Here is a 19648-nt window from a genome sequence, read left to right on the forward strand (position 1 = left end):
TCGCTGTTCAGCCCTTGACTGCGCCGTTGGTGAGGCCGGCGACGATCCGCCGCTGGAAGATCAGGACGAGCACGACGACCGGGATGGTCACGATCACCGCGGCCGCCGCGATCGGGCCGTTCGGCGACTCGAACTGCGACGCCCCGGAGAACAGCCCCAGCGCTGCCGGTACCGGTCGCGCCGCACCCGTCGAGGTGAGCGAGATGCCGTAGGCGAAGTCGTTCCAGGCGATGAAGAACGCCAGGATCGCGGTGGTGAACACGCCGGGCGTGGCCAGCGGCACGATCACCTTGCGGAACGCCTGCCAGCTGGTCGCGCCGTCGACCTGCGCCGCCTGCTCCATCTCCCACGGGATCTCCCGGAAGAACGCCGACATCGTCCAGATCGACAGCGGCAGCGTCAGCGACAGGTAGGGGATGATCAGGCCGGGCCAGGTGTCGTAGAGCCCGATCTGGCGCCACAGGTTGTACAGCGGCGTGACGATCGAGATGACCGGGAAGATCGCCACCGCGAGCGCGGTGGACAGGATCAGCCGCTTGCCCCGGAAGTCCAGCCGGGCGATCGCGTAGGCCGCGAACATCGACAGCACGCAGGCGATGAACGTGGAGATCAGCACGATGCCGAAGGAGTTCCGCAGCGCGGGCAGGAACAGCTCGGCCGCGTCACCGACCAGGATCTGGGAGTAGTTCTCCCAGGACAGCGAGGTCGGCAGGAACTGGCCGTTCGCGATGTCGGCCGATGACTTCAGCGACAGCGACACGATCCAGCCGACCGGGAACAGCGCGTAGATCACGATCGCGATGCCGGCGACGATCCACAGGACCCTCTCGCGGGTGCCCATCACTTCTCCCCTCGGGCCTGGGACAGGTCGACCTTGAAGCCCTTGATGAACCCGACGCAGATGACCACGACGGACAGGAACAGCAGCACCGACACCGCGGAGCCGAGCCCGATCTCCAGCCGGGCGATCGTCTGCCGGTAGGCCAGGAACGACACCGTCTCGGTGTTCTCGGCGCCGCCGGTCATGACGAACACGGTGTCGAAGACGCGGAAGGCGTCCAGCGTCCGGAACAGCAGGGCCACCATGATCGCGGCCTTCATGTTCGGGATGGTGACCTTCCACATCCGCTGCCACCAGGAGGCGCCGTCCACCCGGGCGGCCTCCTGCAGCACGTCCGGCACCTGGGCGAGGCCGGCGAGCAGCAGCAGCGAGATGAACGGCGTCGTCTTCCAGATCTCGGCCAGGCAGATCACGAACAGCGACGACCAGGTGCCGCCGAACCAGTCGGTGTCCACGGCCACCCCGGGCAGCCAGGAGAACCACGAGTTCACGAAGCCGGAGTCCAGCGAGAACGCGTACTGCCAGGCGAACGCCGAGACGACCGTGATGACCGCGTACGGGATCAGGATCGCGGCCCGCAGGACCGGCCGGATCGCCTTGAGCGCGTTCATCATCACCAGCGCGAGCGCGAAGCCGAGCACCAGCTCGACCGCCACCGTCACCACCGTGATGAACACGGTCACGCCGAACGAGGTCCACCAGATCTGGTCGGTGAGGATCACCGCGTAGTTGTTCAGCCCGACGAACGAGATGTTGTCCGGGTCGGTCAGCCGATAGTTGAACAGCGAGTAGTAGACGGCCTGGGCGATCGGGTACGCCGTGACCAGCAGCATGATCACGAATGCCGGTCCGGCGAGCATCCAGCCCAGCCGCTGTTCGGAACGGGCCTTGTCGCTGGTGCCAGGGCCGGCCGGCGACGCGGGGGTGGCGCCCCCGGTGCCGGTCCGCTCCGTCGTCGTCACAGCAGCTGCTCCTTCGCCATGACCGCGCGGATCAGCTCGGCGGTCGCGGGGCCGACGGTGGCCGGGTCGATACCGGCCGACGGGTGGTAGTTGCGCTGGATCGACTCGGAGACCTCGCTGTAGTACGCGGTCTGCGGGCGCGGCTTGGCCTGCTGCAGCGACTGCTCGATCAGCGGTGCCATCGGGAACTGCTCCAGCACCTCGGGATCGGTGAACACCGACTCCTTCGCCGCCGGGTTGCCGTTGGTCAGCATGTACTGCTTCTGGTTCTCCTCCGAGACGATGCACTCGGTCGCCTGGTAGGCCAGGTCGACGTTCGGGCTGAAGGCGCCGACGCCGAGATTGATCCCGCCGTACGGCGGCGCCGACGGGGTGCCCGCCTCGGTCTGCGGGTAGAGCGCCCAGCCGAAGTCGTCGGCGACGGACTGCTCGACGCTGCCGTCGGCGACCGCGCTGTTGACCTTGCCCCAGACGAACGGCCAGTTCACCTGGAACATCGCGGCGTCGCCCTGGAAGGCGTTCGAGTTCTGGTCCTCGTCAGCGGTGGAGAAGCCCGGCCCGGCGACCTGCGAGACCTGCTTCATGATCTCGGCGGCCTTGGTCGCGGCGGGGGAGTCGAGCCCCAGCTCGATGCCCTCCGGGTCCTCCGGCGACGGGTTCGTGATGATCTCCCCGCCGCCCGACTCGATCAGCGCGTTCAGCCACACCGTCATCGACTCGGCGCGCGCGCCCTGGGCGGCGATCTGCTTGTCGCCCTGCTGGGCGGCCTGGATGATCTGGTCCCAGGTCACGGGGCCGTCCATGTCCAGGCCGGTGGCCTCGACCTGGGACGTGCGGTACCAGAGCAGCTGGGTGTTCGCCCAGAACGGGACCGTGACCAGCTCGCCGTTCCAGCTGGCGCCCTCGATCGCCGAGTTCACGACGCCCTCGGTGGCGCGGCTGCCGACGTCCTCGGGCACCGGGGCGAGGAAGCCGGCCTCGGCGAACTCCGGGATGTAGGGCGGGTCGATGCTCATGATGTCGATCGACGAGTCGTTCGCGGCGAGCCGCCGGACGAGCTGCTGGCGTTGCTCGCCGGCCTGCCGGGGCAGTACCGAGGTGGCGATCCGGTACGCCCCGCCGGACGCCGCGGTGCAGGCGGCCGCGATCTCGGCCTGCCCGCCGTCGTCCGGGTTGGTGTACCAGTTGAGCACCGGCGGGCCGGCGGATGCGCCCCCGCATCCGGCAAGGCCCGCGAGGGCGGCGGCGGCCACACCGGCGGCCAGCCCCCTCCTCCACCGTGCGCGACGCATGGTCAACATCGACCCCCAGTGCTCGGCGTGGCCAGGGCGCGTCGGGGTGACCGCCCTGGAAGCGTTTGCGGACAGAGACTTTCGGGCTTCGCCTCGGCGGTGTCAAGCCTCACAGGCGAACGGTTACCGGGGTGTGTCGTTCCCGGTCAGAAGCTGATCTTCAGAATCGATTCAGAGCGGAGCCCGTGTTGCAATCGCTTCCAAGATTCGTCAAATATGAGGCGTGGCCGGACCGGTGAACCTGGCGGACGTGGCCCGGCGGGCCGGTGTCTCGTCGGCCACCGCGTCGCGTGCGCTGAGCGACCATCCGCACGTCGCGGTGGCCACCCGCGAGCGGGTGTGGCAGGCCGCCCGCGAGCTCGAGTACGTCGCGTCCCCGGACGCCACCGGCCTGGCCCGGGGCACCACCGGCCGGGTCGCCGTCGTCGTGCCGCACCTGGCCCGCTGGTGGTTCGGCGCCGCGCTGGAGGGATTGTCCGGGGCACTCCGCGCAGCCGGTCTGGACCTGCTGCTCTACCGCCTCGGCGACGCCGAGGCCCGGCAGGCGTTCTTCGACGAGCTGCCGGCCCGCAGGCGGGTCGATGCCGTCGTGCTGCTCGGGTTCGGGGTGGACGAGCGCGAACGCGAGCGGCTGGACCGGATCGGCGTCGGGATCGTCGCCGCGGGCACCCGGGTCGGCTCGCATCCGTCGGTGTCGATCGACGAGTACGCCGCGGGCAGACAGGCGATGGATCATCTGCTGCACCTGGGGCACCGCCGGATCGGGATGATCGCCGCCGCCGATCCGGAGCTCGACCTGGCCCAGCCCGCGGGTCGCTCGACGGCCTACCACGCGGCACTGGCCGACGCCGGGATCGAGCCGGATCCCGACCTGACGGTCACCGTGACCTGGAGCCCGGAGTCCGGCGCCCGAGCGATGAGCGAGCTGCTCGGGCTCGCCGACCCGCCGACCGCGGTCTACGCGCACTCCGACGAGATCGCGCTCGGCGCGCTGCGGACCCTGCGACGGGCCGGTTACCGGGTCCCCGAGGACGTGTCGGTGATCGGGATCGACGACCATCCGCTGGCCGCGATCACCGACCTGTCGACGGTCGCCCAGCCCGCCGCGGAGCAGGGCGAGCTGGCCGCCGGGACGGTCATCGCCGGGCTCGCCGGCGAGCCGGTGGACCCGCTGGTGACGGTGCCGACCCGGCTGGTCATCCGGGGGACCAGCGGTCGCCCGCCCGGCCGGCGGGGAGCGTCCTGATGGCGCTGCCGGAACTGGTTCTGCGGGCGCCCTGTCCCGGTCTGCTGGCGTTACCATGGGAGCTACCGCTGGCCGAGTGGCAGGCCACCGAGGTGCCGTTGCGCGACATCGCCGTCGGCCCGAGCAGGCACCTGGTCCGGTTCGTCGAGGCGGACGGCGAGCTGTGGGCGCTCAAGGACATGCCGGAGCGGATCGCCCGCCGCGAGTACGGGGTGCTGCGGTTCCTGGAGGAAGAGTGCCTGCCGGCCGTGCGGCCCGCCGGGCTGGTGCTGCAGCCCGAGCACGACACCGCGCTGCTGGTCACCCGCTACCTGCAGGGTTCGTGGCAGTACCGGCGGCTGATCATGCGGTTGCCGCCGAACCAGCCCCGGCAGCGGGCCCGGCTCTTCGACGGGATGATCTCGCTGCTGGTCGACCTGCACCGCAACGGCGTGTTCTGGGGCGACTGCTCGCTGGCGAACACGCTGTTCATGCGGGACGGGCAGACCCTGCAGGCCTATCTGGTCGACGCCGAGACCAGCGAGATCCACGCCGAACTCTCGGACGGCCAGCGCGAGCACGACCTCACGATCATGGTGGAGAACGTCGCCGCCGGGATGATCGACCTGGCGACCCGCCTGGAACGCCCGCCGGAGATCATCCCGCAGCTGATCGACGAGGCGAACGCGCTCCCGGACCGCTACCGCGCGCTGTGGGACGTGCTGCACGCCGCGCCGGTGTTCGCCTTCGGCGACCGGTACCGGATCGAGGGCACGATCCGGGAGCTGAACGACCTCGGGTTCGCCGTCGACGAGGTCTCCCTGCAACCGGTCGGCGAGGATCGCGCCCGGCTGCAGGTCGCCGTCGGGGACCGGAACTTCCACGGCGACCAGCTCCGCAAGCTGACCGGGCTGGACGTGGGGGAGGGGCAGGCCAGGGTGCTGCTCGGCGACCTGCGGGCGCACCAGGAGTGGATGTGCCGGCGCACCGGCGCCGAGGTGCCCGACCGGGTCGCCGCGCGCAGCTGGCTGGACACCTGCCTGACGCCCGGCACGCGCACCGCGCACGAGGCGCTCGGCCGGGCCGGCTCGGACGTGCAGGCCTACTGCGACCTGCTCGAGGTCCGCTGGCTGCTGTCCGAGCGGGCCGGGCGCGACGTGGGCAACGCGGCCGCGCTGGCCGAGCTCGGAGCGTCCGCGCCGACCGACTCGGCGGCCAAGACCGCCGTCGCCGACACCCCGACCGGCCAGATCCCGCGGTTCTCCGACGACGAGCCGTGATCCGCCGCAGCGCGCCGGCGCCCGACGGCGGGTCCCGGATCACACACCTGTGCCGCGATGAGCACGACCGCGCATCGACCGACGGGTGTCACAGCGCCGACCGGCCGGTAACCACACTCCCGGCGGTACTGTTCCGGCCCGTGTCCATTCCCGGTCCCGGTTACGCCATCACTGCTCGCGTCGACGCCCCTGCCCGCCCCACGTCCGCCGGTGATCTCACCGCAGCGGTCGGCCTGGTCGGTGGCGTCGTCACCGCATTCGACGTCGTCGAGGCCCGGACCGATTCGCTGGTCGTCGACATCTCGGTGAACGCCCGCAACACCGAGCACGTCGAAGAGATCAAGACCGCGATCGAGGAGCTCGACGGCTTCTCGGTCCGCAAGGTCTCCGACCGCACGTTCCTGCTGCACCTCGGCGGAAAGATCGAGGTGCGCTCCAAGGTCAACCTGCGCACCCGTGACGACCTCTCCCGCGCCTACACCCCGGGTGTCGCGCGGGTGTGCATGGCGATCGCGGAGAACCCGGAGGACGCCCGCCGCCTCACCATCAAGCGGAACACCGTCGCGGTCGTCACCGACGGCTCGGCGGTGCTCGGGCTCGGCAACATCGGCGCCGCCGCGGCGATGCCGGTGATGGAGGGCAAGGCCGCCCTGTTCAAGCAGTTCGCCGGCGTCGACGCCTGGCCGGTCTGCCTGGACACCCAGGACACCGAGGAGATCATCCGCACCGTCCAGCTGATCGCCCCCGGCTACGGCGGCATCAACCTCGAGGACATCGCCGCCCCGCGCTGTTTCGAGATCGAGGCGCGGCTGCGCGAGCTGCTCGACATTCCGGTCTTCCACGACGACCAGCACGGCACCGCCGTCGTCGTGCTCGGCGCGCTGCGCAACGCGCTGCGGGTGGTCGGCAAGAAGTTCTCCGACGTCCGGGTCGTGGTCTGCGGGGTCGGGGCCGCCGGCTCCGCGATCATCAGGCTGCTCGGCTCGGAGGAGACCGCGGACATCGTCGCGGTCGACGTCGACGGCATCGTGCACCCGGACCGCCCGGACATGGACGACAACCTCCGCTCGATCGCGGCGCAGACCAACAAGGAGCGCAAGCAGGGCACCCTGGCCGACGCGCTCGTCGGGGCGGACGTGTTCGTCGGGGTCAGCGCGCCGAACCTGTTCGGGGCGCAGGAGCTGGCGACGATGGCGCCGGACTCGATCGTGTTCGCGCTCGCCAATCCCGATCCGGAGGTCGACCCGACGGTCGCGATGCAGCACGCCGCCGTGGTCGCGACCGGGCGCTCGGACTACCCGAACCAGATCAACAACGTGCTGGCGTTCCCCGGTGTGTTCCGCGGCCTGCTCGACGCCCAGGCGCACGACATCACCGACGAGATGATGCTCGCGGCGGCCGAGGCGATCGCGGACGTGGTGTCCGAGCCGAACCCGTCGTTCATCGTGCCGAGCGTGTTCGACCAGAGCGTCGCACCCGCCGTCGCCGACGCGCTGCGTGCGGTCGCGGGGAAGCAGGCGAAGCGGGGCGAGGTCGAGGCCGGCTGAGCCCGCGGCGCCCGGGCGTCGCACCTCCGGCACGGTCGGGCGACTATGGCTGTGACAGCGACAGCGGCTGTGCCTGTGGCCGGGGGTGCCGCGCCGCGCCGGGTGGCGTGCGCCGTCTCACCGGAACCACCGGCGTTCCCGCAGGTCGGACGGCGTTATCCTGGTAGTCATGTCTTCCCCGACCGTCGGTGTCCTCGCCCTGCAGGGCAACGTCCGCGAGCACCTGGCCGCGCTGGCCGCGGCCGGGGCCACGGCGGTCCCGGTCCGCCGGGCCGCCGAGCTGGACGCGGTCGACGGGATCGTCCTGCCCGGCGGTGAGTCGACCACCATGTCGAAGCTGCTCGACGCGTTCGAGCTGCTCGATCCGCTGCGCGCCCGGCTCCGGGGCGGCCTGCCCGCCTACGGTTCGTGCGCCGGGATGATCCTGCTGGCCGACGAGATCCTCGACGGCCGCCCCGACCAGCACCAGCTCGGCGGGCTGGACGTCGTCGTGCGGCGCAACGCGTTCGGTCGCCAGGTGGACTCGTTCGAGACCGACCTCGAGTTCGGCGGCCTGGCCGGCGGCCCGGTGCACGCGGTGTTCATCCGGGCGCCGTGGGTGGAGAAGACCGGTGGCGACGTCGAGGTGCTGGCCTCGGTCCCGCCGGTGGACGGGGCCGGGGAGGCCGTGGGCCGGCCCGTCGCGGTGCGGCAGGGGCCGCTGCTGGCGACCTCGTTCCACCCGGAGCTGACCGGCGACCGCCGGGTGCACGAACTGTTCGTGGGCATGGTGCGCGCCGCCTGACACTGGTGCAGACCCGACCCGCGGTCGGGGGAGCGCCGTCTGTGTCCGGCGACCGTTCCGGGCGAGAGTGGGACGACCACCCACGACCCGGAGGTTCCGATGAGCACGCTCGCCGTCGCGCGGCCCACGACGGATCCGGTGCCGCCGTTCGTCGTCGCCGGGAGTGTCGCGCTCTGGCTCGGCGCGATCCTGGCCGGCGTCGCCGAGTCGCTCGTGCGGCTGGCGGGCCCGATCCCGCCGACCCTCGGGGAGCTCGCCGCACGCTCCGCGATCTACCTGGTGCTGGCGGTGCTGGTGGTCCAGCTGCGCACCGGTCGCGAGGCGGTCCGGTGGACGGTGGTCGCGGTGCTCGGTGTCGTCGGGCTGTGGTCGCTGATCGCGGAACCGGTGCAGGCGCTGCTCGGCGAGACGACCGTCATCGGGTTCCTGGTCACGGCCTCCGGCCCGGAGCTGCTGGCCGCGGCGCTGCGGACGTTGCACGTGCTCGAGGTGATCGGCGCGCTCGTGCTGCTCTTCCACCCGGCGTCGAACGAGTTCTTCCGGTCGGGCCGGGTTGCCCGGCCCGGCCCGGTCCGCTGATCCCGGACCCGCGCCGCTGATGCCGGGCCCGCGCCGCCGGTCCGGCCGGGCGGCCCCGGGCCGGTCGGCCCGCACGAACCGGGCCGCCCGCCCCTGCCGCTCCGCCACCGCACCACCGACGATCGGCCGATGAGGACGCGGATCGCACTGACGGCGGCCGGCGCCGCACTCGGGCTCGGACTGGCGCTGCGCGCCACCCGTTCCGGCGGGAGCACCGGCACCGAGGCACTCGCCGGGTTGCCCGGCGACGTCCTGGTGCCCGACGCCACGGTGTCGATCACCCGGGCGATCTCGATCGCGGCCCCGCCGGAGCGGGTATGGCCGTGGCTGGTGCAGCTGGGGCAGGGCCGCGGCGGCTTCTACTCCCACGACGCGCTGGAGAACCTCGCCGGTCTCGACGTGCACAGCGCCGACCGGATCGATCCGCGGCTGCAGGACCTGGCCGTCGGCGACCCCGTCCACCTCGCCCGGGAGGTGGCGCTACGGGTCGCCGCCCTGGAACCGGGAGCGCATCTGGTGCTGTTCGGAGCGCCCGAGCCGGGGGAGCCGGAGGTGATGCCGTTCCGGTTCTCCTGGGCCTTCGTGCTGCGGCCCGGTGAAGCGGACGCGACCGGGGTGCCGGGCACCCGGCTGCTGGTGCGGGAACGCTACCGGCCGCGTGACGTCGCGGCGCGGCTGATGGTCGAGCTCGTGCTGTCGGTGAGCGGCCTCATGAGCTCCCGGATGCTGCGGGGCATCCGGGAGCGGGCCGAACGTGTGCCGGCGCCTCAGCCGGTCAGCCGGTAGCGGATCAACCGCGAGCTGTTCCCGACCACGGCGACGCTGGACGCGTTGTGCAGGATCGCCGCGACGACCGGTGACATCGCCCCACCGGCCGACACCAGCAGGCCCGCCGCGTTGACCGCGATCGACATCCCGTAGTTCTGCCGGATCAGGGTGATCGAGCGGCGGCCGAGATCACGCAGCTCCAGCAGCGCGTTCAGGTCGTCGGCGGCCAGTGCGACGTCGGCGGTCTCGACCGCGACGTCGGTGCCGGCCACCCCCATCGCGATCCCGATGTCGGCGAGCGCGAGCGCCGGCGCGTCGTTGGTGCCGTCGCCGATCATCGCGACGGTGTGGCCCGCCTCCTGGAGCGCACGCACGACGTCCTGCTTCTGCTCGGGCATGACCTGCGCCCGGTACTCCTCGATGCCCAGCTCCTCGGCGACCGCCTGCGCCGTGCGGGGATGGTCACCGGTCAGCATGACGATCCGCCGCACACCGTCGGCGCGCAGCCGGTCCAGCACCGCACGGGACTCCGGGCGCACCGTGTCGCGCAGCGACACCAGGCCGACCAGCTCGCCGTCGACGGCCAGCAGCAGCGGCGTCTCGGTGGCCCGCTGCAACCGGCGGACCCAGTCGGCGGCCTTGCGGCCGACCCGCACCCCTGGGCGCGCAGCAGCTCCCGGGATCCGATCAGCAGCACCCGGCCGTCGGCCTGCACCCGCATGCCCTGCCCGACGAGCACCTCGCACTCCTCGTGCGGCGGAATCTCGATCCGGCGCTCCTCGGTGGACCGGATGACGGCCTGCGCCAGCGGGTGCCGGGAGTGGATCTCCGAGGACGCCGAGTACGCGAGCACCTGCTCGGGCGACCAGTCGTCGTGGAAGGAGATGACGTTGGTGACGATCGGGCGGCCCAGGGTCAGGGTGCCGGTCTTGTCGAACACGATCGCGTCGACCCGGGCCGCCGCCTCCAGGTGCGCGCCACCCTTGATCAGGATGCCGCGCCGGGCGCCGTTGCCGATCGCCGCGCTGATCGCGGTCGGGGTGGACAGCCCGACCGCGCACGGGCAGGCGATGAGCAGCATCGTCATCGCCCGCCGCACGTCCCGGGTGGCCAGCAGGGTCAGCCCGGCCAGCAGGAACGACGCCGGCACGAACCGCCGGGAGAAGTTCTCCCCGACGGTCTGGATCGGCGCCCGGTCACCCTGCGCCTGCTCGACCCGGTCGATGATCCGGCCGATCGCGGTGTCCTGACCGACCGCGGTGGCGCGCACCACGAGCCGGCCGCGCAACACCACCGATCCGGCGTGCAGCGGAGCGCCGGGGCCGACCGTGACCGGCAGCTGCTCGCCGGTGATCGCGGCCTGGTCGACGACCCCCTCGCCGGCGACGATCTCGCCGTCGACCGGCAGCACGATGCGCTCGTGCACGACGACCTCGTCGCCGATCACGAGATCGGCGATGTCGATCTCGACCTCGGTACCGTCCGCGAGCCGGGTCCAGGTCTTGGTGGTCGCGCCGGTGAGCAGCTCCGAGATCGCCCGGCGGGACCGGCGCAGTGTCAGGTCCTGCAGGTACTCGCCGATGTTGAGCAGCCACAGCACGGTGAGCGCGACGACGTTCTCCCGCAACACCAGGCTCGCGACGGTCGCCGCTGACACCAGCGCGTCGGTCCCCGCGCCGCGGCCCCCGGTCAGCGAGCGCAGGGCGCCGCGCAGGAACGGATAGCCGGTGAAGATCGTGACGCCGGTGGCGACGGTGCGGCTGGCCGGGCCGAGCATCGGCGGCCGGCGCAGCCCGTAGCGGCGCAGCCCCAGCGCGGCCAGCGCGATCCCGCCGACGACGAGCCGGGCGAGCTCACCGTGATGGGTGTCGGCCGAGCGGGGGGTGCGGGCCGCCGTCGCCCCGGGATCGGCGCCGATCCCCTTGCCGATCGCCTCGGCCAGCTCGACCCGGTCGCAGTCGGCCCGGACCCAGACGACGACGCTGCCGGTCCGTGGATAGGCGTGCACCTGCCGGACGCCTGCGACGTGGTCGACATGGTCCTCGACGGCCACGGCCAGCGCGACCCGCCCGCGCAGCGCAGGCACGGCGTAACGGACCCGGCCCGCGGCGTCGCTCAGGACGGTGAGCTGCGGATCGTCGGTGGTCACCGGTGCTCGCCCCGATCGGCCGTCAGTGCTCGTGGGTGTGCCCGTGGCCGCTGCCGGGGGCCGGCGACTCCTCGCCGATCCGGCCGCGGGCCTCGCTGACGATGTCGGCGGTCGCCAGCCGGGCCTTCTCCGCACCGGTCTCGGCGGCGCGGGCGCCACGCAGACCCCACGCCGTCGCGGTCACCGCGGCCTCGCGGACGGCACCGGAGCGGGCCACCCGCTTCACGCCGTCGTAGGTCACCGCTCCGGCCAGGCCCGTGACCACCAGACCTGCCGCCTTACCCAGCACTGCTCCGAACACGCGCCCGCTCCTTCCGCCTGCGACCTCGGCGAGCGGGACGACGAACCCGATCCCGGCCGAGGGGTCCAGAGTAGCCCCGGGGTACGACACCCGATGGCCGGGCGGAGGCGTGATCGCCCGGCGGAGTGGCGCCGCCCCTCCGGCGGGGCGGACCGGCGGCGTGCGCACGGCGCCGGTAGCATCGAAGGGTTCCCGCAGGTCCACCCGGCCGCAGCGTCCGCTGCGGCACGACGAGGCCTGCCCCGGCCGTGCACCACGCATGCGCCCGGCCCCGAACACGAGAGGTGGGCAGACCAGCCGATGAGTGGCCACTCCAAGTGGGCGACGACCAAGCACAAGAAGGCCGTGATCGACGCCCGCCGCGGCAAGATGTTCGCCAAGCTGATCAAGAACATCGAGGTCGCGGCCCGCACCGGGGGTGGTGACCCCGAGGGTAACCCGACGCTCTACGACGCGATCCAGAAGGCGAAGAAGAGCTCGGTCCCCAACGACAACATCGACCGCGCGGTCAAGCGCGGGTCCGGTGCCGACGCCGGCGGCGCCGACTACCAGGCCATCACCTACGAGGGGTACGGCCCGAACGGTGTCGCCGTCCTCGTGGAGTGCCTCACCGACAACCGGAACCGGGCCGCCACCGAGGTCCGGACCGCGATGACCCGCAACGGCGGAACGATGGCCGATCCCGGGTCGGTGGCGTACCTGTTCTCCCGCAAGGGCGTCGTCGTGCTCCCGAAGGGCGAGCTCGCCGAGGACGATGTGCTGCTCGCGGTCCTGGACGCCGGCGCCGAAGAGGTCAACGACCTCGGCGAGAGCTGGGAGGTCGTCTCCGAGGCGACCGACGTCGTCGCCGTGCGCACCGCGCTGCAGGACGGCGGTATCGACTACGACTCGGCCGAGGCGATCTTCGTCCCGTCGATGCAGGTCGAGCTGGACGCCGACGGTGCCAGGAAGGTCTTCCGGCTGATCGAGGCGCTGGAGGACTCCGACGAGGTGCAGAACGTCTACGCCAACTTCGACGTGTCCGACGAGGTCATGGCCGAGGTCGACTGAGCGGTATCGACCGAGCGGCGTCGCGTGAACAGTGCCGACATGAGCAGCGCGGCCCCGCACCGCCGTCCCCGGACCGGGTGGCACGACTGTCGGTAAGGTGAGCCTGTCCTGAATGGGGTGGGTGGTCGTGTCGGTGGGGTTGCAGGTCCTCGAGGTCGTCGACCGGGCGGTGGGCCCGCGTATCGAGGTGTACCGGTGGATCCTCACCGCGCCCACCGCGTGGGCGGCGCACGACCACGTCGACCACGAGTTCCTGGTCGTGGTCTCCGGCGGAGTCCGGGTCCGGGCCGGTGACGTCGTACGGACGGCGGTGCCGGGCAGCGGGGTCTGGATCCCCGCCGGCGTCCGGCACGCGGTGTCGGCCCCGGCCGGGACGATGTTCCTCGTCGGCTACGTCGACCGCGATCGGCGCGCCACGGTGCCGGCCGGGCTGACCGCGTTCCCGACCCCGCCGCTGACGATCGCGCTCGTCGAGCACCTGCTGTCGCCGGTGCTCGACGTCGCGATGCGCACCCGGGCCGAAGAGGTCCTGTGCGATCAGCTCGTCGACGGTCCGCCGGTGCTCCCGGACCTGCCGATGCCGCGCTCGGCGCCGGTGCGCCTGGTCGCGACGACGTTGCTCGGCGCCCCGCAGGACCGCCGCACCCTGGAGCAGTGGGGGTTCGTGGTCGGGGTGAGCGCCCGCACACTGACCCGCCGGTTCACCGAGGAGACCGGGCTGGGCTTCGAGAGCTGGCGCCGGCGCTGCCGGGTGCTGTCCGCACTCCCGCTGCTGACCGGCACGCGGCCGGTGCGGGCGGTCGCCCATCGGGTCGGGTACCGGTCGGAGGCGGCCTTCGTCGCCGCGTTCCGGCGGGAGACCGGGACCACACCGGGGCGCTGGCCGGCGCCGGTCGCGCAGCTCGGGGGCACGGGCTGACCGTCTGCCGACACGTCGTGTCCGTCTGCCGCGGCGGGGCCGGGTGAGACTCCTGCCCCGGGAGCCGTCCACCGGGGACGGCACGATCACGACGGAGACCCACATGCCCGCCCCCGCCATCAGTCGTCGCCGGCTGCTCGCCGGCAGCCTCGGCCTGGCCCTGCTCACCGCCTGCGGGCGTCCCGCCGCCGGCGACGCCGCCGGGGCCCCGGCCGGTGACGGGTTCCCCCGGACGGTGCGGCACGAGGCGGGGGAGACGACGGTGCCCGCGGCACCGGAGCGCGTGGTGGCGCTGTCGGACTACCTCGATCTGGACCTGGTGCTGGCGCTGGGCGTGCAGCCGGTGCTGTACGGGTTCACCGACGCCTGGGGCTCGGGGAACATGCCGTGGCAGACCGAGGCCGGGGTGGCCGGACTGGCCCGGATGGACATCCCGACGTCGCAGGCCGACCCGGAACGTGTGGTGTCGGCCCGGCCGGAGCTGATGGTCGGGATGCCCCCGGCCGCCGAGCAGTACGACGTGCTCTCCCGGATCGCGCCGACGGTCTGTCTGGGCTGGGAGACCACCTGGCACGACGGCCTCACGACGGTGGCCGCGGCGCTCGGCCGCGAGGACCGCGTGGAGGGCCTGGCGCAGCGGTACCGGGACTCGGTGGCGACGGCCGCGGCGCGCCTGGACGGGCTCGGCGGGCTCCCGGTCGTCGCCGGCTCGGCCTACCACGACCAGATCTACGTGCAGGGCGACGCGAGCCCGATGGTGGGCCTGCTGCGCGATCTCGGGCTGACGGTGCACACCACGGGCCCGGACGCGGTCACCGGGTACTCGGCCGAGGAGGTGGACGTGCTGGCCCCGGCCGGGGTGCTGCTCTGCCCGGCCACCGACGCCGCCGGGACCGCCGCGGCCGAGGCCTCGGAACTGTGGCGGCGGCTGCCCGCCGTGGCGGCCGGTCGCTACAGCGTGCTGAGCCCGGTGTTCGCCAGGGCGCTGACCGAGAACCTGTCCCCGCTCAGCATCGACTGGGCGCTGCGATCGCTGGTGCCGCTGCTGGAACGGACCGCCGCGGGCGACGGTGTGCCGCTGGGCCGGGCCGGGAGCTGACCGGCGGCCGCGGTCACTGTCGGGGGTCGGTTCTAGACTCCCCGCCGATGAGCACAGCGACGCAGGGCACCCAGAAGTCGGCAGCGCAGAAGTCGGGCACCCCGAAGTCGGCCTCGGCGAAGAAGAAGGCGCCGGACCGGCCGCGGTTGCTCCTGCTCGACGGGCACTCGCTGGCCTACCGCGCCTTCTTCGCGCTGCCCGCGGAGAACTTCCGCACCGGCACCGGGCAGACCACCAACGCGGTCTACGGCTTCACCTCGATGCTGATCAACCTGCTGCGGGACGAGGAGCCGACCCACCTCGCGGTGGCGTTCGACGTCTCCCGCAAGACCTTCCGCTCCGAGCGGTACGCCGACTACAAGGCGAACCGCTCGGCCACGCCGGACGACTTCCGTGGCCAGATCGACCTGATCAAGGAGGTGCTCGGCGCGCTGAGCATCCCGGTGTTCGCGGTCGACGGCTACGAGGCCGACGACCTGATCGCGACCCTCGCGACGCAGGCCGAGCAGCAGGGCTTCGAGGTGCTCATCACCACCGGCGACCGGGATGCGTTCCAGCTGGTGTCCGACGACGTCACGGTGCTCTACCCGAAGCGCGGGGTGTCCGATCTCGGCCGGATCGACCCGGCCGAGGTCGACAAGCGGTACGGGCTCACCCCGACCCAGTACCCCGACTTCGCCGCGCTGCGGGGCGACCCCTCGGACAACCTGCCCTCGATCCCCGGGGTGGGGGAGAAGACGGCCGCCAAGTGGGTCCGTGAGTTCGGCTCGCTGGCCGAGCTGACCGACCGGGTCGACGAGGTGAAGGGCAAGGCGGGTGACTCGCTGCGCACGAACCTGGCCAACGTGCTGCTGAACCGGCAGCTGACCGAGCTGGTCCGCGACGTCGACCTGGGATCGGCCCCGGAGCAGCTGGAGGTCCGTGCCTGGGATCGTGACGCGGTGCACCGGCTGTTCGACGAGCTGGAGTTCCGGGTGCTGCGCGAGCGGCTGTTCGCCACCCTGTCCTCCGCCGAACCGGAGGCCGAGGACGGTTTCGAGATCTCCGGTGAGGTGATCGCCCCCGGCGGGGCGCGGGCCTGGCTGGACTCGCACGCGCGGGACGGCCGCCGGGTCGGGCTGAGCTTCGCCGGTGTGGCGGGCCCGGTCGCCGGTCGCGATCTCACCGGTGTCGCGCTGGCGGTCGGCGAGCCGACCGTCGAACAGCGGGCGGCCGGCGCCACGGCCGGTGTGCCGAAGGCCGGATACCTCGGGCTGACCGGGCTCACCCCGGACGACGAGGCAGCGCTCGGCGACTGGCTGGCCGACGCCGGCGTCGCCAAGGCCGCGCACGACATCAAGCCGGTGCTGCACGCGCTGCGCGCCCGCGGCTGGTCGGTCGCGGGGCTGAGCAGCGACACCGCGCTCGCCGCGTACCTCGCCCGTCCCGGCCAGCGCACGTTCGATCTGGCCGACCTGGCGCTGCGCTACCTGCGCCGCGAGCTGCGCACCGAGGAGCCCGCCGACGGGCAGCTGTCGCTGCTCGGCGGGGAGGAGGAGGCCGACGCACAGGCCGCGCAGCAGGAGATGCTGTCCGCATCGGCGGTCGCCGAGCTGGCCGACGCGCTCGACACCGAGCTGGCCCAGCGCGGCGGCACCGAGCTGCTCGCCGATCTCGAGCTGCCGCTGGCGTTCGTGCTGGCCGGATGCGAGGCGGCGGGGATCGCGGTCGACTCGGAGACGTTGTCGGACCTGGAGTCCGACTTCGGCGGCCAGGTCCGCGAGGCGGCGGCCAGCGCCTACGAGGTGATCGGCAAGGAGATCAACCTCGGCTCGCCCAAGCAGCTGCAGGTCGTGCTGTTCGACGAGCTGAACATGCCGAAGACCAAGCGCACCAAGACCGGCTACACCACCGACGCCGACGCGCTGCAGACCCTCTACGAGCAGACCGAGCACCCCTTCCTGCAGTTCCTGCTGCAGCACCGCGACGCGACCCGGCTGAAGGTGACCGTCGACGGGCTGATCAAGACCTTCGCCGACGACGGCCGGATCCACACCACCTACTCGCAGACGATCGCGGCGACCGGCCGGCTCTCCTCGACCGACCCGAACCTGCAGAACGTCCCGATCCGGACCGCGGCCGGGCGCCGGATCCGGGACGCGTTCGTGGTCGGCGCCGGTCCCGACGGCGAGCGGTACGCGGAGCTGATGACCGCCGACTACAGCCAGATCGAGATGCGGATCATGGCTCACCTCTCCGAGGACGCTGCGCTGATCGAGGCGTTCCGGTCGCAGCACGACTTCCACGCCGAGACCGCCGCCCGGGTGTTCGGCGTCGAGGCGACCGCCGTGTCGGTCGAGCAGCGAGCCAAGATCAAGGCGATGAACTACGGCCTGGCGTACGGGCTGTCCGCCTACGGACTGTCCGGGCAGCTGCGGATCTCCACCGACGAGGCCAAGGGCCTGATGGACGACTACTTCGCCGGGTTCGGCGGGGTGCGCGACTACCTCGCGGGCGTCGTCGACCAGGCCCGCAAGGACGGCTACACCGCGACCATCCTCGGCCGTCGCCGCTACCTCCCGGATCTGACCAGCGACAACCGGCAGCGCCGCGAGATGGCCGAGCGGATGGCGCTGAACGCACCGATCCAGGGCAGCGCCGCGGACATCATCAAGGTCGCGATGCTGGGGGTGTTCCGGGGGCTGGCGGAGGAGGGCCTGCGCAGCCGGATGCTGCTGCAGGTGCACGACGAGCTGGTGCTCGAGGTCGCCGACGGCGAGCGGGAGGTGCTGGAGAAGCTGGTCCGCGAGCGGATGGGCGCCGCCGCGCAGCTGTCGGTGCCGCTCGAGGTGTCGGTCGGCTACGGCCGCAGCTGGGACGCCGCGGCGCACTGAGCCATGCCGACCGGCCGGGGGGTTCACCCCGACCGGCTCGGGATCCCGCCGGTCACCCACCGACGGCGCCGGCCGCGACCCGGGCCGTGGCCGACCGGGTAGGGGCCGACCGGGTAGGGGCCGACCGGATAGGGGCCGCCTGCTCAGGCGCCGACCGGATCGGCGGCCGCCCGGGTGCGCAGGTGCGCCGGCGCGAGCAACCGGGCCGCCCGGCCGAGCTCGGCCACCAGCTGCTCGGCGGCGATGTCGTGGGCCATGGCGACCCGGTGCAGGGTCTGCACGACCACCGCGGCATCGGGATCCCCGGGCCGGGAGATCGGCTGCCGGGCGCGGCACAGCAGCAGCGCCAGCGCCCGGCCCGCCTCGGCCAGCGCGTCGACGTCGTCGAGATCGACGGTGAAGCTCGCCCCGGACTGGTCGCCGCGCAGCCCGGCCGCCCCCACGACGGGCCCCGCGGAGCGGGCCCAGGCGCGCAGCACCCGGCGGTCGGCGACCGGCGCGGGCACCGCCACCCCGGCGGCCTCGAGCTCGGACAGGGCGAGCAGCAGCCCGCTGATCCGGGCCGACCGGGCCGTCCAGGTGACCCGGTCACCCGGCAGATCGCGCCGGATCACCGTGCGCCCGGCCGGGCCGGTGGGAGTTCGTGGATACGGAACGGGGGACATCGGCGTCACCTCCCGCGCGGTTGACGCGGGGGAGCTCGCATGCCTCCGACCAGCTGTTACCGGGTCGCAGCCGGGCGGTCGGTCGACATGGCCGGGCGGTTCGGAGGCCGCGCCGGGCGGTCGGGTGCCGGCTGCTCAGCCCACCCCGGTCAGGAACCGGATGACGGCCTCGCGGGTCAGCTGCGCGCCGGGGCTGCCGAAGGGCCGGTCGAAGACGTGGTCGGCGTAGGGCACCGTCACCAGCCGGCCGGGGACGCCGGCGTCGCGCAGCTCCCGGTCGTAGGCGGCGACCCGGTCCGGATACACGTAGTGGTCGGCCGAGCCGAGCAGCAGCAGCGTGGGCGGCAGGTCGGAGCGCACCTGTTCGGACGGCGAGAGCAGCCGCATCAGACCGGGCGCGTCGGCGGCCGCCCCACCGAACAGGGTCTGCTGCAGGTCCGGATCGATCAGCGTCAGGTCGACCGGCGGGTAGTACGCGACCACGCCGACCGGCGGCGGCCCGGGGGCCGGTGGCGGGGCGTCCGCCGGGCCGGTGCCGCCGACCGATGCGGGCGCGTCGGAGCAGGCCAGCGTGCCGTCGAGCAGGCCGGACGTCGTGCTGATCGCGAGGGTCGCGCCCGCGGACTGGCCGGCGAGCACCAGCCGGCCGGGATCGAGCTCGGCGGCGCCGTTCGCCCGGATCCAGTCGACTGCACAGGCGACGTCGCGCTGCTGGTCGCGGCCGACCGGCTCGGGCGGCGGGAGCCGGTAGTCGACGGCGGCGACCGCCCAGCCGCGATCGGCCAGCCAGCGGTTCAGCGCTGTGCGGTCCTCCCGGTCACCGCGGACCCAGCTGCCGCCGTGCACCCACACCAGCACCGGATGCGGGCCGGGACCGGTGGGCAGGTAGAGGTCCAGCGCGCGTCCCTCGGTGAACTCGACCGAGCGGTCCGGGTTCCCGTCCGGTTGGCCGATCTCGGTCAGCGTGGCCGTCCAGTCCAGCCGGACGCCCTCGTCGGCCGCGGCCCGGCCCTGGGCCGCCAGCACCGTCACCATCCCGACCACCGCGGCCAGCGACAGCGTCGCCGCCGCGTAGCCGCTGAACCGGGCACCCGCCGACCGGGCGGCCAGCCCGAACAGGATTCCCAGTACCGCGGCCAGCGCCAGGTGCAGCGGGTACTGGCCGGTGACGAAGGATCCGGCGAAGCCGGCCACCGGCGTCTCCGGCCGGAAGGCGCCCACCAGGACGAACAACAGCACGGCCGCCCAGATCAGGGCGAGCGCGCGGAGGAACGACGTCACCCACGCACCCTGCCATCGACGGTTCCGGCCCGA

The 19648-nt window shown here is 73.0% G+C and carries 18 protein-coding genes; 10 read left to right on the top strand and 8 right to left on the bottom strand.

Features of this window, described 5'->3' with window-relative positions; translation table 11 throughout:
* Nucleotides 1–7: 7 nt before the first annotated feature.
* The 3 genes from Pdca_RS15180 to Pdca_RS15190 are packed head-to-tail and all read right to left on the bottom strand — an operon-like array spanning nt 8 to nt 3095.
* Entirely contained in the window at nt 8–841 is an 834-nt protein-coding gene (locus tag Pdca_RS15180) for a carbohydrate ABC transporter permease (protein ID WP_085912080.1), read from the bottom strand.
* Nucleotides 841–1803 (bottom strand): carbohydrate ABC transporter permease, encoded by a 963-nt coding sequence (locus Pdca_RS15185; protein ID WP_085912079.1) that lies wholly within the window; start codon nt 1801–1803, stop codon nt 841–843. The genes Pdca_RS15180 and Pdca_RS15185 overlap by 1 nt, the downstream gene beginning before the upstream one ends.
* On the bottom strand, nt 1800–3095 hold the full coding sequence (locus tag Pdca_RS15190; RefSeq protein ID WP_085912078.1) for an extracellular solute-binding protein: 1296 nt from the start codon (nt 3093–3095) through the stop codon (nt 1800–1802). The genes Pdca_RS15185 and Pdca_RS15190 overlap by 4 nt, the downstream gene beginning before the upstream one ends.
* Before the next feature lie 223 nt (nt 3096–3318).
* Between Pdca_RS15190 and Pdca_RS15195 the strand changes: the two genes are divergently transcribed.
* The 6 genes from Pdca_RS15195 (at nt 3319) to Pdca_RS15220 (ending at nt 9296) form a co-directional block, all read left to right on the top strand.
* Nucleotides 3319–4341: a LacI family DNA-binding transcriptional regulator gene (locus Pdca_RS15195; protein ID WP_085912077.1), complete on the top strand. Its 1023-nt coding sequence runs from the start codon at nt 3319–3321 to the stop codon at nt 4339–4341.
* Nucleotides 4341–5600, top strand: coding sequence for a DUF4032 domain-containing protein (locus tag Pdca_RS15200; protein WP_085912076.1), 1260 nt, complete (start codon nt 4341–4343; stop codon nt 5598–5600). Before Pdca_RS15195 ends, Pdca_RS15200 begins: the two co-directional genes overlap by 1 nt.
* Before the next feature lie 140 nt (nt 5601–5740).
* Nucleotides 5741–7147: an NAD-dependent malic enzyme gene (locus tag Pdca_RS15205; RefSeq protein WP_085912184.1), complete on the top strand. Its 1407-nt coding sequence runs from the start codon at nt 5741–5743 to the stop codon at nt 7145–7147.
* A gap of 169 nt (nt 7148–7316) precedes the next feature.
* Nucleotides 7317–7931, top strand: a complete 615-nt coding sequence (gene pdxT / locus Pdca_RS15210) for a pyridoxal 5'-phosphate synthase glutaminase subunit PdxT (RefSeq protein ID WP_085912075.1) — start codon at nt 7317–7319, stop codon at nt 7929–7931.
* 99 nt (nt 7932–8030) lie between these two features.
* Complete coding sequence (locus Pdca_RS15215; RefSeq protein ID WP_085912074.1) at nt 8031–8510, top strand: hypothetical protein; 480 nt, start codon at nt 8031–8033, stop codon at nt 8508–8510.
* A gap of 129 nt (nt 8511–8639) precedes the next feature.
* Nucleotides 8640–9296, top strand: coding sequence for a hypothetical protein (locus Pdca_RS15220; RefSeq protein ID WP_085912073.1), 657 nt, complete (start codon nt 8640–8642; stop codon nt 9294–9296).
* Here Pdca_RS15220 and Pdca_RS37565 read toward each other — a convergent pair.
* From Pdca_RS37565 to Pdca_RS15230, 3 genes are read right to left on the bottom strand one after another with little or no spacing between them, the layout of a single operon-like run.
* Complete coding sequence (locus Pdca_RS37565; RefSeq protein WP_408635072.1) at nt 9278–9865, bottom strand: HAD-IC family P-type ATPase; 588 nt, start codon at nt 9863–9865, stop codon at nt 9278–9280. The genes Pdca_RS15220 and Pdca_RS37565 overlap by 19 nt on opposite strands.
* Nucleotides 9748–11427, bottom strand: coding sequence for a heavy metal translocating P-type ATPase (locus Pdca_RS38020; protein ID WP_408635068.1), 1680 nt, complete (start codon nt 11425–11427; stop codon nt 9748–9750). The genes Pdca_RS37565 and Pdca_RS38020 overlap by 118 nt, the downstream gene beginning before the upstream one ends.
* 22 nt (nt 11428–11449) lie before the next feature.
* Nucleotides 11450–11728 (bottom strand): DUF1490 family protein, encoded by a 279-nt coding sequence (locus Pdca_RS15230; protein WP_166665835.1) that lies wholly within the window; start codon nt 11726–11728, stop codon nt 11450–11452.
* 300 nt (nt 11729–12028) lie between these two features.
* Here Pdca_RS15230 and Pdca_RS15235 point away from each other — a divergent pair, with 300 nt between their 5' ends.
* The 4 genes from Pdca_RS15235 to polA all read left to right on the top strand — a co-directional run bounded on the left by Pdca_RS15235 (nt 12029) and on the right by polA (nt 17669).
* Entirely contained in the window at nt 12029–12778 is a 750-nt protein-coding gene (locus tag Pdca_RS15235) for a YebC/PmpR family DNA-binding transcriptional regulator (protein WP_085912071.1), read from the top strand.
* Nucleotides 12779–12890: 112 nt separating this feature from the next.
* Nucleotides 12891–13697, top strand: a complete 807-nt coding sequence (locus tag Pdca_RS15240) for a helix-turn-helix domain-containing protein (RefSeq protein WP_085912070.1) — start codon at nt 12891–12893, stop codon at nt 13695–13697.
* A gap of 103 nt (nt 13698–13800) precedes the next feature.
* On the top strand, nt 13801–14796 hold the full coding sequence (locus Pdca_RS15245; RefSeq protein ID WP_125911423.1) for an ABC transporter substrate-binding protein: 996 nt from the start codon (nt 13801–13803) through the stop codon (nt 14794–14796).
* Nucleotides 14797–14843: 47 nt separating this feature from the next.
* Nucleotides 14844–17669 (top strand): DNA polymerase I, encoded by a 2826-nt coding sequence (gene polA / locus Pdca_RS15250; protein WP_085912068.1) that lies wholly within the window; start codon nt 14844–14846, stop codon nt 17667–17669.
* Nucleotides 17670–17812: 143 nt separating this feature from the next.
* On the opposite strand, the gene Pdca_RS15255 is transcribed toward polA, so the two are convergent.
* On the bottom strand, nt 17813–18334 hold the full coding sequence (locus Pdca_RS15255) for a hypothetical protein (protein ID WP_125911424.1): 522 nt from the start codon (nt 18332–18334) through the stop codon (nt 17813–17815).
* 135 nt (nt 18335–18469) lie between these two features.
* Nucleotides 18470–19615: an alpha/beta hydrolase gene (locus tag Pdca_RS15260; protein ID WP_085912066.1), complete on the bottom strand. Its 1146-nt coding sequence runs from the start codon at nt 19613–19615 to the stop codon at nt 18470–18472.
* Nucleotides 19616–19648: the final 33 nt, after the last annotated feature.

Origin of the sequence: Pseudonocardia autotrophica, from assembly GCF_003945385.1 — a bacterium.
GTDB lineage: Bacteria > Actinomycetota > Actinomycetes > Mycobacteriales > Pseudonocardiaceae > Pseudonocardia > Pseudonocardia autotrophica.